The sequence below is a fragment of the Streptomyces bullii genome (assembly GCF_042657145.1).
Taxonomy (GTDB): domain Bacteria; phylum Actinomycetota; class Actinomycetes; order Streptomycetales; family Streptomycetaceae; genus Streptomyces; species Streptomyces bullii.
Window position 1 is genome coordinate 78,924 of the sequence record NZ_JBHSNY010000014.1, and the last position, 12,274, is coordinate 91,197.

9 protein-coding genes are annotated in these 12,274 nt (G+C 71.1%); 1 reads left to right on the forward strand and 8 read right to left on the reverse strand.

Annotated features, from left to right (window positions below; genetic code table 11):
- Positions 1-2: 2 nt before the first annotated feature.
- The 3 genes from rpsP to proS all read right to left on the reverse strand — a co-directional run bounded on the left by rpsP (position 3) and on the right by proS (position 3,053).
- A complete protein-coding gene (gene rpsP, locus ACFPZJ_RS33775; protein WP_381029757.1) occupies positions 3-431 on the reverse strand; it encodes a 30S ribosomal protein S16 in 429 nt (142 codons plus the stop codon).
- A gap of 347 nt (positions 432-778) precedes the next feature.
- A complete protein-coding gene (locus ACFPZJ_RS33780; protein WP_381029759.1) occupies positions 779-1,387 on the reverse strand; it encodes a hypothetical protein in 609 nt (202 codons plus the stop codon).
- Between the two features lie 250 nt (positions 1,388-1,637).
- Positions 1,638-3,053: a proline--tRNA ligase gene (gene proS / locus ACFPZJ_RS33785; RefSeq protein WP_381029761.1), complete on the reverse strand. Its 1,416-nt coding sequence runs from the start codon at positions 3,051-3,053 to the stop codon at positions 1,638-1,640.
- Between the two features lie 195 nt (positions 3,054-3,248).
- Here proS and ACFPZJ_RS33790 point away from each other — a divergent pair, with 195 nt between their 5' ends.
- Positions 3,249-4,112 (forward strand): methyltransferase domain-containing protein, encoded by an 864-nt coding sequence (locus ACFPZJ_RS33790; RefSeq protein ID WP_381029764.1) that lies wholly within the window; start codon positions 3,249-3,251, stop codon positions 4,110-4,112.
- 107 nt (positions 4,113-4,219) lie between these two features.
- Here the strand turns inward: ACFPZJ_RS33790 and ffh are convergent, their stop codons facing one another.
- The 5 genes from ffh to nsdA form a co-directional block, all read right to left on the reverse strand.
- Positions 4,220-5,770 (reverse strand): signal recognition particle protein, encoded by a 1,551-nt coding sequence (gene ffh, locus ACFPZJ_RS33795; protein WP_381029766.1) that lies wholly within the window; start codon positions 5,768-5,770, stop codon positions 4,220-4,222.
- A gap of 83 nt (positions 5,771-5,853) precedes the next feature.
- Positions 5,854-8,304: a [protein-PII] uridylyltransferase gene (locus ACFPZJ_RS33800; RefSeq protein ID WP_381029769.1), complete on the reverse strand. Its 2,451-nt coding sequence runs from the start codon at positions 8,302-8,304 to the stop codon at positions 5,854-5,856.
- A gap of 26 nt (positions 8,305-8,330) precedes the next feature.
- Positions 8,331-8,669: a P-II family nitrogen regulator gene (locus ACFPZJ_RS33805; RefSeq protein ID WP_030231663.1), complete on the reverse strand. Its 339-nt coding sequence runs from the start codon at positions 8,667-8,669 to the stop codon at positions 8,331-8,333.
- Entirely contained in the window at positions 8,666-10,006 is a 1,341-nt protein-coding gene (locus ACFPZJ_RS33810; RefSeq protein ID WP_381029772.1) for an ammonium transporter, read from the reverse strand. Before ACFPZJ_RS33810 ends, ACFPZJ_RS33805 begins: the two co-directional genes overlap by 4 nt.
- A 324-nt stretch (positions 10,007-10,330) precedes the next feature.
- Positions 10,331-11,824 (reverse strand): transcriptional repressor NsdA, encoded by a 1,494-nt coding sequence (gene nsdA, locus ACFPZJ_RS33815; protein ID WP_381029775.1) that lies wholly within the window; start codon positions 11,822-11,824, stop codon positions 10,331-10,333.
- Positions 11,825-12,274: the final 450 nt, after the last annotated feature.

Below are 12,274 nucleotides of genomic sequence, written 5' to 3' on the forward strand. Positions count from 1 at the left end.
GCTCAGGCCTCGGTCGGCTCAGACGCAGAGGACTCGGCCGCGGCCTCGTCCTTCTTCTCAGCCTTCTTCTTCTGGGTGATCGCCTCGCCCTTGCCCTCGTCCTCGCCGCTGATCGCCTCGAACGACGGACGGGCGGGCTTCTCGGCCGGCTGGAGCAGCGGAGCCGGGGCGGGCTCGCCCTTGAACTTCTGCCAGTCGCCGGTCTTCTTCAGGATGGCGAGCACGGGCTCGGTCGGCTGAGCGCCGACGGAGAGCCAGTACGCCACACGCTCGGCGTCGACCTCCATGACCGACGGGTTGTACGTCGGGTGGTACTTGCCGATCTCCTCGATGGCCCGGCCGTCACGGCGGGTACGGGAGTCGGCGACGACGATGCGGTAGTGAGGCGAACGGATCTTGCCCAGACGCTTCAGCTTGATCTTGACTGCCACGGGAGTGGGATCTCCTGGATTTGACGTGGTTGGGCACGGCGAGACGGCCGCGTGGGGTTGCGGTACCCGAGTGCCCGATGGACGCGTCAGCCGGAGGAGAGAGGGGTCCTGTGCGGCTGTCGAGTACAGCTAGCCATTGTGCCATACGCCGCGGGCAGCCTTCGGCCGAGGGTGGGACGCCGGCTTCGGGGCGTGCCTGACCGGCACCCGGCGTCGGCGTGGCCGTACGCCGGGCGCACGACGTGGTGGCGCGGCGGGGTACCGCCGCGCCCTGGGTGCCGCCCCGGCGGCACCCCCGGCGGCTCGGCCACTGAGCCTCCGGCACCCACGAGATGCCGGGAGAGCCGTCAGCCGGCCACCGCGCCCGCTCCCACGACCTCCGGGATGCGGAACGGCTTGCCGCAGCCGCCGCAGACGATCGGGGCCTGGGCGAGGACCGAGGGGACGACCCGGACATTGCGGCCGCAGTCGCACACCGCCTTGACCCGGACCCCGCCGCCGGAGGAGCCGTGGCGGGCGGCCGGGCCGCGGAAGCTGCGCGCCGTGTCGGCCGCGGTCGCGGCGGAGTGGGCCTTCAGAGCGCGCTGGAGGCGTTCGATCGTCGGGCGGTAGCGGCGCTTCGCCTCGGGGGTGAGCGTGACCAGGGAGAAGCCGCTGCTGGGGTGCGGTTCCTCGGGGTGGTCCAGGCCCAGCTCCTCGGCGATGGCGAGGAATCTGCGGTTGTGGTAGCGGCCGGCACGGGAGGTGTCGCGGACACCGCGCGCGGCGGCGATGCCATGGACTGCCTCATGCAGCAGTCGCTCGAAGGAGAGCTCGTGACCGCACGCGGACGACGACTCCCCGATCAGGGACTCTGGCGCGGCAAGGTCGGGCAGCTCGGGGTGGTACCGCTGGATGTCGGCCCACGCCTGTGCCAGCTCTGCGGCGAGAACAGGTGGTGTCTGTGTCGTGCTCACGTAATGACAACGAGCCGGGGTGCCGCTGTGTTCCGATTCCGGGGCATCCCAAATAATTTGCACGTACCCGTCAGTTGCCTCTGATGCGTCCCGACGAGGGCGGGTGCGTCGATCTGCGGAGAAGCCTCACAGCTCATACCAAGGTGGTGCGTAGTCCCGCGTACGCCCCCCGTCTCCTCACGCCGGGACGTCCGGGGTCCGCGGATGCGCAAGTGGCGTTTCGGCCGCTCTGCGTCGCCAGGGCGCTGCTTCAGTAAGCGCGCGCGACGACCGCGACGTTACCGGGCGCGTCGTCGGCGTCCGGCACCGACCCGTCCTCGGCGACCAGACACCGTACGGTCACCCCGTGCTCGGCCAGCCTGGCCTCGCCTTCTTCACCGAGTACCGCCCACGGGATGCGCGCCCAGCCGCCGGCGGTGGCGGCCTCCACGGCCTCCTCGACCGTCGCCACGTCGGACGTACGCGACTCCCGGCGCTCGCGGGACTGCCTCAGCAGCAGTGCCTGGTCCTCCTCCAACACCGCCGGGAGCAGCCCGGCCAGCGCGTCGAGGGGCACCGGCTCCTTGCCGCCCGGGATACGGCGGGCCAGCATCGCGGTGCCGTTCTCCAGGTCACGTGGGCCGACCTCGACGCGTACGGGCACGCCCTTGAGCTCCCAGTCGACGGCGCGGCGGCCGAAGGGGGTGTCGGTGCGGTCGTCGACGTGCACCCGGACGCCGGCCGCCCTGAGCCGGTCGCCGAGCTCCTGGACCTTGGCCAGAACCGCCTCGTCGCCCTTGATCGCGAGGACGACCGCCTGGACGGGGGCCAGCCGCGGCGGGACCCGCAGCCCGTTGTCGTCGCCGTGCGACATGATCAGGCCGCCGACCATCCGGGTGGAGGAGCCCCAGGAGGTCTGCCAGACGTATTCCTGGCGCCCGTCCTTCGACAGGTACTGGGTGTGGAAGGCCCTGGCGAAGTTCTGGCCGAGTTCGTGGCTGGTGCCCATCTGGAGGGCCTTGCCGTCGCCCATCATGGCTTCGAGGGTGAGGGTGTTGATGGCGCCGGCGAAGCGTTCGCTCGCGGTTTTGCGGCCCAGCACGACGTCGATGCCGAGGACGTCGACCATGAAGTCGGCATACACCTCCTTGTGGATGTACGCGGCATAGTCCCGGGCGTCCTCGTAGGTGGCGTGTGCGGTGTGGCCCTCCTGCCAGAGAAACTCCGTCGTCCTGAGGAAGACGCGGGGGCGCATCTCCCAGCGCACCACATTCGCCCACTGGTTGATCAGCAGAGGAAGGTCGCGATAGCTCTGGACCCACTTCGAGAAGTAGTCGTTGATGATCGTCTCGGAGGTGGGCCGGACGACGACGGGCTCCTCCAGTTCCTTGCCGCCGCCGTGCGTGACGACGGCGAGCTCGGGCGCGAAACCCTCGACGTGCTCGGCCTCCCTCGTGAGGTAGGCCTGCGGGATGAACAGCGGGAAGTAGGCGTTCTGGGCGCCCGCCTCCTTGATCCGGGCGTCCATCTCCTGCTGCATCCGCTCCCAGAGCCCGAACCCGTACGGCCGGATGACCATCGTGCCGCGCACCGGGCCGTTGTCGGCCAGCTCCGCCTTGTTGATCAAATCCTGGTACCAGCGGGGGAAATCGTCCGCCTGGGGCGTGAGAACGGATGCCTTTGCCATGGCGCGATGGTACGGGCCCAGATTGCCGGAATGTGAAATCTCGCCACCGGCACATGCAACTCTCAAGCCGGAGCCGCTTTCCACTGGACGCCGCGTCGAGGGCGGAGTTTCCTGGCATACGGGGGGTGCGGGCGCACTGCACGGGGGCCAAGGAATGGGCAAGCGGCAACTCTCGTCTGATTGGGGCGCTTACATATGACACCTACGCTCGTGCGGCAGCACCTGCCTCACACGGGGGCCGCCCCCCGCGTGGACCTGCGTGCACGCGCGCGTGACTGGTCGGAAATCCAGGAGCGGATGCTCGTACCGCTCTACGAGGCCGTCTACGAGCGACTGGAAGTGGGCCCTGCGACGCGGCTGCTCGGCCTCGGCTGCGGTTCCGGGCTCGCCCTGTTGATGGCCGCCTCGCGGGGCGCCGCGGTGACCGGTGTCGACTCCTGCTCCGAACGGCTGGCGCTCGCGCGCGAGCGGCTGCTGCCCGAGGCGTGGGACACGCGCGCGCGTGCGGACACCCGGCTGGTGGACGGCTCGCCGCGGGACGCGGGCGACGCCGAGGACACGGACGCGCGGGGGTACACCCTGGTGACCGCCTTCGAGCCGATCGGCTGCCTGGCGGGTGACGGAGAGGGCCTGCGGGCGCTGCTGGCGGAGGCGACGCCGCTGGCCGAGCGCGGTGCGGCGGTGGTGCTGGCCGGCTGGGGACCGCCGGAGCGCTGCGCCACGGCGTCGGTGCTGCGGGTGGCCAGCAAGCTCGCGGAGCCGCTGCGCGGCACGAGCGGCTGGCGCCCCGCCCTGCGGGACGACCTGGAGGAGGTCGCCCAGCGGGCCGGACTGCGCCCGGACGGGTCCGGGCGGGTGGCCTGCCCCTTCGGTTACGCCGACGTGGACAGCGCGGTACGGGGCCTGAAGTCGACAGGACTGTTCGACGCGGCAATCACGGCGACAGACCAGGTGCAGGTCGACAAGGAGCTGGCCGAGGCGCTGCATCCCTACCAGCGGGGGGACGGGACCGTCTGGATGCCGAACGTGTTCCGGTATCTGATCGCCCGGACTCGGTAACGACCGGAAATCGCCCCCGCCCGCCGGTGCGCCGGTCGGACGGAGAGAGCAACGCGAGGGGCGCCCCTGCGGAGAGGGGCGCCCCAGGCGTCGTACGAGCGGGCCGGTCAGCCCATGAACTTCTTGAACTCGTCCGGCAGTTCGAAGTCCTTGGCGCCCTGCTGCGGCAGTCCGAGGGCGTTGCCGCTCTGCGCTGCGGCGGCGCGGCGGGCCGCGGCCTCCTGCTCCTGCTGCTTGCGCTTCATCGGGTTGCCGGAGCGCTGCTTGCCCTTGGCCTGCTTCTGCTTCTTCTTCGCCCGGCCGGGACCGCCGCCCATGCCCGGCATCCCCGGCATGCCAGGCATTCCGCCGCCCTGGGCCATGCGGGACATCATCCTGCGGGCCTCGAAGAACCGCTCGACCAGGTTCTTCACCGCGCTGACCTCGACACCGGAACCACGGGCGATACGGGCGCGCCGCGAGCCGTTGATGATGGTCGGGTCCTGACGCTCGGCCGGGGTCATCGACTTGATGATGGCGGCGGTGCGGTCGACGTCGCGCTCGTCGAGGTTCTGGATCTGGTCCTTGATCTGGCCCATGCCCGGCAGCATGCCGAGCAGTTTGGAGATGGAGCCCATCTTGCGGACCTGCTCCATCTGGGCCAGGAAGTCGTCCAGGGTGAAGTCCTGGCCCTTCTTGGACGCCAGCTTGGAGGCCATCTTCTCGGCCTCTTCCTGGCTGAACGTCTTCTCCGCCTGCTCGATCAGGGTGAGCAGGTCACCCATGTCGAGGATGCGGGAGGCCATCCGGTCCGGGTGGAAGGCGTCGAAGTCCTCGAGCTTCTCGCCGTTGGAGGCGAACATGATCGGCTTGCCGGTGATCTGCCGGATCGACAGGGCCGCACCACCGCGGGCGTCACCGTCGAGCTTGGAGAGCACCACGCCGTCGAAGCCGACGCCGTCACGGAAGGCCTCGGCGGTGTTGACGGCGTCCTGGCCGATCATCGCGTCGACGACGAACAGGATCTCGTCGGGCGAGACGGCGTCCCGGATGTCGGCCGCCTGCCGCATCATCTCCTGGTCGATACCGAGACGGCCGGCGGTGTCCACGATCACGATGTCGTGGACCTTGGACTTCGCGTACTCGATGGAGTCCTTGGCGACCTTGACCGGGTCGCCGACGCCGTTGCCCGGCTCGGGAGCGTAGATGCCCACGCCGGCGCGCTCGGCGACCACGCCGAGCTGGTTCACGGCGTTCGGCCGCTGGAGGTCACAGGCCACCAGCAGCGGCGAGTGGCCCTGCTCCTTGAGCCACTTGCCGAGCTTGCCCGCGAGGGTGGTCTTACCGGCGCCCTGCAGACCCGCCAGCATGATCACGGTCGGCGGCTGCTTGGCGAACCGCAGCCGCCGGGTCTCGCCGCCGAGGATGGTGACCAGTTCCTCATTGACGATCTTGAGGACCTGCTGCGCCGGGTTCAGCGCGCGGGAGACCTCGGCGCCGAGGGCGCGCTCCTTGACGTTCTTGATGAACGCCCGGACGACCGGCAGTGCCACGTCCGCCTCGAGGAGCGCGATGCGGATCTCGCGCGCCGTGGCGTCGATGTCCGCCTCGGAGAGCCGTCCCTTGCCGCGCAGGTTCTTGAAGGTCGCTGAGAGGCGATCGGAAAGAGTATCGAACACGGCGCTCGCGGTCCTCGGGGTCGGTGACAGGCTAGGGAATCGCCCTCAAGGGTATCCCGGCGTGACAAGTCGCCGGGGCGGCGTCACCCGGGCAGGGTGTCCTCCAGCTTCCGCGCCACCGACGCCGCCTCCTCCGAGGGCAGGGGCGCGCCCTCGGGGCCGGTCACGTAGAAGGCGTCCACGGCGTTGGCGCCCAGGGTCGACGCGTGCGCGCTGCGTACCCGGACGTCGGCGTCCTCCAGCGCCCGCCCGATCCGGAACAGCAGTCCGGGCGCGTCCTGGGCGCGCACCTCGATCACCGTGGCCAGCCGGGACGCGGCCGGGTGGACCGTCACCCTGGGCGGGGGCGGGACGACGCCCCGGCGGCGCGGATAGGCGGCGTCGCGTTCGGCGAGGCGGCCCGCGATGTCCAGGGAGCCGTCCAGCGCCCGGACGAGGTCCGCGCGCAGCCGGGCGGCCTGCGGCAGGGAGCCGTACTCGGCGGCGACCCGCCAGTCCAGCAGCAGCACGGAGCCCTCGACCCCGTCCGGGAGGTCCAGGGCGCGCAGCTCGGCGGTGCGCACGGTCAGCCGGTGCATGGCGAGCACGCCGGCCACGGCGGGCAGCACGCCCGGCTGGTCGGGGACGGCGATCAGCAGCTCCACGCCCAGCGGCTCGGGCTCTCCCGGGGCCTGACCGGTGTCCTGGGCGGGTTCGGTCTGGGCGCGCAGGGCGAGGACCGGGCCGCCCGTCGCGACCGCCTCGATGGCGAGCCGCTCCTGCTCGGCCGTCGGCGCGGCGGCCTCGGGGTCCTCCAGCGGGTCCCCCGCGAGCACCGCCGAGACCCGCTTGACGAGGTCGGCGACGAGCGAGCCGCGCCAGGAGGACCAGGCGGCGGGGCCGGTGGCCAGGGCGTCGGCCTCGGTGAGGGCGTGCAGCAGCTCCAGGGTGCCCTGCGAGCCGACGGCCTCGGCGACCGAGCGCACGGTGGCCGGGTCCTCCAGGTCGCGCCGGGTGGCCGTCTCGATGAGCAGCAGGTGGTGGCGTACCAGGGTGGAGATCACCGTCACGTCGTGGCGGTCGAAGCCGATGCGGGCGGCCACGTCCTTGGCGATGATCTCGCCCGCGACCGAGTGGTCGCCGGGCCAGCCCTTGCCGATGTCGTGCAGGAGCGCGGCGACGAGCAGCAGGTCGGGGCGGCTGACACGGCGGGTGAACTCGGAGGCGCGGACCGCCGTCTCGATCAGGTGCCGGTCGACCGTCCAGACGTGCACGGCGTTGCGCTGCGGGCGGCAGCGGACCCGCTCCCAGTCCGGCAGCAGGCGGGTGATCAGGCCCTCGGCCTCCAGGGCCTCCCAGACGTCGATGGTCGGGCGGCCCGAACCCAGCAGGGTGACCAGCTGCTCGCGCGCCTCGGCGGGCCAGGGCGTGGGCAGCGGGCGGACGGTGGCCGCCATGCGCCGTACGGCGTGCAGGGAGAGCGGCAGGCCGGCCTGTGCGGCGGCGGCCGCGGCGCGCAGCGGGAGCACGGGATCGCGTTCGGGGCGCGCTGCGCGGGCGAGCACCACCTCGCCGTCCTGCTCGACGACGCCCTCGGCCAGCGGGGACCGTTCGGCGGTCGGCTTTCCGCCGCCCAGCATGGCGCGCAGGCGCGGCCGCACAGCGCGCGACCGCAGCACCCGCCCCACTTCACGCCAGGTGACATCACTGGCGTACGAGATCACGCGCGCGGCCTCGTAGACCTGCCGCAGCAGCGTGTCGGCGTCCAGCAAGCCGAGCTCGGCGGCCACCTGGTCCTGCTCCTGGAGGGCGAGCCGGTCGGTGGCCCGGCCCGTCGTCAGGTGCAGGGCGTCCCGCACGTCGAGCAGCCGGCGCCGGGCGTCGGCCAGTCCCTCGCGCGGGGCGTCGGCCAGCCAGGAGGCGGCGACCGCGCGCAGGGCCGTGGCGTCGCGCAGCCCGCCGCGCGCCTCCTTCAGGTCCGGCTCCAGGAGGTACTGCAACTCGCCCTGCCGCTCGGCGCGTTCGGCGCACAGTTCCTGGAGCTCGGGCAGGCGTTTGGGGGCCTGGTTGCGCCAGTCGGCCAGCACCGCCGTCCGCAGGCCCGCCGTGAGGCCGAGGTCGCCGGCGAGGTGCCGGGCGTCCAGCAGGCCGAGCTGCACCTTGAGGTCCTCGGCGGACGTCTTGCGGGCCTCGGCCGGGGTGCGGACGGAGTGGTCGAGGGCGAGGCCGAGGTCCCAGACGGGATACCAGAGCCGGTCGGCGAGGGCGGCGACCGCCTTGCTGTCGGTGCCGTCGTGCAGCAGGAGCAGGTCCAGGTCGCTGCGGGGGGACAGTTCCCCGCGGCCGTAGCCGCCGACGGCGACCAGGGAGACCCCGCGCAGCCCCTCGGCGCCCGCGGTGAACAGCCCGGTGAGCCAGTCGTCGGTCAGTTCGGACAGGGCCGCGCGGCGCGGCGGCCCGGACCGCGCCCCCTCTCCGAGGAGGCGCAGCCGGGCCGCCGCGTAGCCGCTGGGTCCCGAGTCCTCTGCTTCGTTCCGTACGTCCGCACTCGTCACCCAGCGACTCCTGTTCTCTTCTGCTGTCAGAGCGCGTCCGGGCCGCGCTCGCCGGTCCGGACCCGAACGGCCGTCTCGACCGGGATGGACCAGACCTTGCCGTCACCGATCTTGCCGGTGCGGGCCGCCTTGACGACCACGTCGATCAGCTGTTCGGCGTCGTCGTCCTCGACCAGCACCTCGATGCGGATCTTGGGCACGAGGTCCACGGTGTACTCGGCACCGCGGTAGACCTCGGTGTGGCCCCTCTGACGACCGTAGCCGCTGGCCTCGGTGACCGTCAGGCCGTGCACTCCGAAGGCCTGCAGCGCCTCCTTGATCTCGTCGAGCCGGTGCGGCTTCACGACGGCGGTGATGAGCTTCATGCGTCCACCTTCTTGCTCTCGGCGGCGACGGGGGCCGGGACGGCGGTGGTCCGGGCGGTACCGCCGCCGGCACCACTGAAGTCGTATGCGGTCTCGGCGTGCTCGGCCTGGTCGATGCCGGCCACCTCCTCGTCCTCGGAGACCCGCATGCCGATGGTCTTGTCGAGGACGAAGGCGAGGATCGCGGAGACCACCAGGGAGTAGGCGAGGACCGCGAAGACACCCGCACACTGCTTCCAGAACTGGGTCAGACCGCCGCCGTAGAAGAGGCCCTCGACCGTGGACTGGCCCTTGCCGCTGGCGAAGAGGCCGATCAGCAGGGAGCCGACGACACCGCCCACGAGGTGGACCCCGACGACGTCCAGGGAGTCGTCGTAGCCGAACTTGTACTTCAGGCCGACGGCCATGGCGCACAGCACACCGGCGATGGCGCCGACGGCGATCGCGCCGACCGGGGAGACCGCGCCACCGGCGGGGGTGATGGCGACCAGACCGGCGACCGCGCCGGAGGCGGCGCCCAGCGTGGTGAACGCGCCGTGGCGGATCTTCTCGTAGATCAGCCAGGCCAGCATGGCAGCGGCGGTGGCGATCTGGGTGTTGACGAACATCAGCGCGCCGACACCGTCGTCGTTGCCGAGCCACGAACCGGCGTTGAAGCCGAACCAGCCGAACCACAGCAGACCGGCGCCGAGCATGACCAGCGGCAGGCTGTGCGGACGCATCGGGTCCTTCTTGAAGCCGACGCGCTTGCCGATGACCAGGATCACGCCGAGCGCGGCGGCACCGGCGTTGATGTGGACCGCCGTACCACCGGCGAAGTCGATCACGCCCAGCTCGAAGGCCCAGCCGCCGGCGCCCCAGACCCAGTGGGCGACCGGGAAGTAGACGACCGTGGCCCACAGGGCGATGAACAGTGCCCACGCGGTGAACTTCACGCGGTCGGCGAGGGCACCGCTGATCAGGGCCGGCGTGATGATGGCGAACATCAGCTGGAAGACCAGGAACACGAAGATCGGGATCGTGTAACCGTCCCACAGCTGGGTCAGACCGATGTTGCTGAGACCGACCCAGTCGGAGTTCCAGCCGATGAGGCTGCCGGAGTCGGTGCCGAACGCCATGGAGAAGCCGTACAGCACCCACAGGATGGTGACGATCCCCAGGCTGATGAAGCTCATCATCAGCATGTTCAGGGTGCTCTTGACGCGGACCATGCCTCCGTAGAAGAAGGCCAGGCCGGGCGTCATGAGCATCACCAGGGCGGAACAGATGAGCATGAACCCTGTGTTGGCGGCAGACAGCTTGGGTGCCTCTGCGGCAAGGGTGATGGCTGGTGCCATCGGCGTCTCCTCGTCGTTGGTACGGCCCCGTGCGGGCGAAGCCTTGAGCGGAATGAGGGGTGGGCCGGTTATGCGCCACGAGATTGGCGCAGCGCGGTTTCGGTGGAAGCCCCTCGTTGTTTCGCGGCCGTGACGAAGGCGCCGTGCGTGTTACGGGTCGATGAACTGCCGGAGAGCGGGCGCGTCGATCGTTATCGTGACGCAACCTTCCGCGTGGAGGCACAGGCCGGCCGCGGACGGCCTTCCGATGACCTGGCAGGGGGGAGCCGAGTCGGGCTGTTCGGGAGGGCCGGCCGCGGCCGGGGTCCGGGGTGGTCCGGGGTGCTAGACCGCTTCGGCGGTCTCGGGCAGCTCGGCGGCGAGCCGCTCGTTGAGGTCGACGACGTCGGCCACGTCACCGAAGTCGCGGACGGCCGTGTCGACCGTCTTTCGGATACGAGTGTTGACGCGCTCGGAACGGACCTTCTTGGCGACCCGCATGGCGTCCTTGGCGAAGACGGCGCCCTGCTCGGGGTCGCGCTGGAGCAGGTGCACGGTGGCCATGCCGATCAGATTCAGCGCGTACGACCGCTGGTGTTCGTTGTCGTGCGCGAACAGCTCCACGGCCCGCTTCATCATGGGCTCGGCCAGCGAGGCGTAGGTGGGGCTGCGGCCGGCGACGTAGGCGAGGTCGCGGAAGGAGTGGGAGTTCTCGGCGTACAGCTCGGCCCGGGAGAAGAAGCGGATCCAGTCGGGGTCCGGCTCGTCCCACTCGTCGGCGTCGGCGAAGGTGTCCTCGGCCATCCTGACGGCCCGCTTGCACCGGCCGGGCTGCCCCATGTTGGCGTAGGCCCGGGCCTCCATCGCATACAGCATCGACTGGGTGCGCGGGCTCGCGCAGTCCCGGCTGCCGTACTGCGCGAGGTGGATCAGCTCCAGCGCGTCGTCGGGCCGGCCGAGATGGATCATCTGCCGGCTCATGCTGGACAGGATGTACGAGCCGAGCGGCCGGTCACCGGCCTCCTTGGCGGCGTGCAGCGCGAGGACGAAGTACTTCTGCGCGGTGGGCTGCAGCCCGACGTCGTACGACATCCAGCCGGCCAGTTCGGCGAGCTCGGCGGCCACCTTGAACAGCCGCCGGGCGGTGGCCTCGGGCTGGGATTCCTGGAGCAGGTCCGTCACCTCGTGCAGCTGGCCGACGACCGCCTTGCGGCGCAGGCCGCCGCCGCACTGGGCGTCCCACCGGCGGAACATCTCGGTGGTGGACTCCAGCAGCTCCAGCTCCGGCTTGGAGAGCCGGCCGCGGGCCCGGCCCGAGGCCGTGGGCGCGGGCTCCGGGCGCGGCGCCGGGGGCGCGGGGACGAGCCAGCGCTGCATGGGCTCGATGAGGGCCGGGCCCGCAGACAGGGCCAGCGAGCTCCCGAGGAAGCCGCGCCGCGCCAGCATCAGGTCGCTGCGCGAGAACTCGCTGAGCAGGGCCACGGTCTGCGGGCCCGTCCAGGGCAGGTCGACACCGGTCGCGGAGGGTGACTGGCGTGCGGTGCGCAGCCCCAGGTCCTCGACGGAGACGACGACGCCGAAGCGTTCGGAGAACAGCTCGGACAGGATGCGTGGGATCGGCTCGCGCGGGTTCTCGCCGTCCAGCCATCGCCGCACGCGGGAGGTGTCCGTGGAGATGTGGTTGGCGCCCAGCTGGCGCGCCCGGCGGTTGACCTGGCGGGCGAGCTCGCCCTTGGACCAGCCGCTGCGCACGAACCACGAGGTGAGCAGGTCATTCGGACGCTTGTCAGTGTGCGCAGCGTGTCCAGCGCTCGATCCGCTTCCGCCGTTGCCGCTCACTGGAACGCCCCCATCCCTGAGACCACTTGTCGCTGAGTGCGCCAAGCCCTATCAGAATGCCGGTCCGGGGGGCCGCCGTCCGGCGGTTGCCACCGTTCGAACGGAAAGCCGACTTGCCTCCGGCATACCCATGGGTGCATGTGCCCCCAGGGCCCGTGCACACACGGTAATCCTACGATCACCCGTCCAGCCATGGCGATTCCAGAAACGCCACCATTCGCCACCCCTTCGAATGAACTCACAACGCCTGTCACGCGATTCACTTGACACAGAGTTCACGAACTGGATGCGGGGGTGCACTCGGGAGCGCGTGTCGCCGGGCACACCACCCCGGGCGCTTCCAGGCGCCGCCTGAGCCGGGCGGTACAAGGAAGCCGGAAACTGGAAGACAAGAACAGAGAGTCACGTTCCACGTCCGCTGCGTAACCACCGCCGCGCCGGACCCGTTGG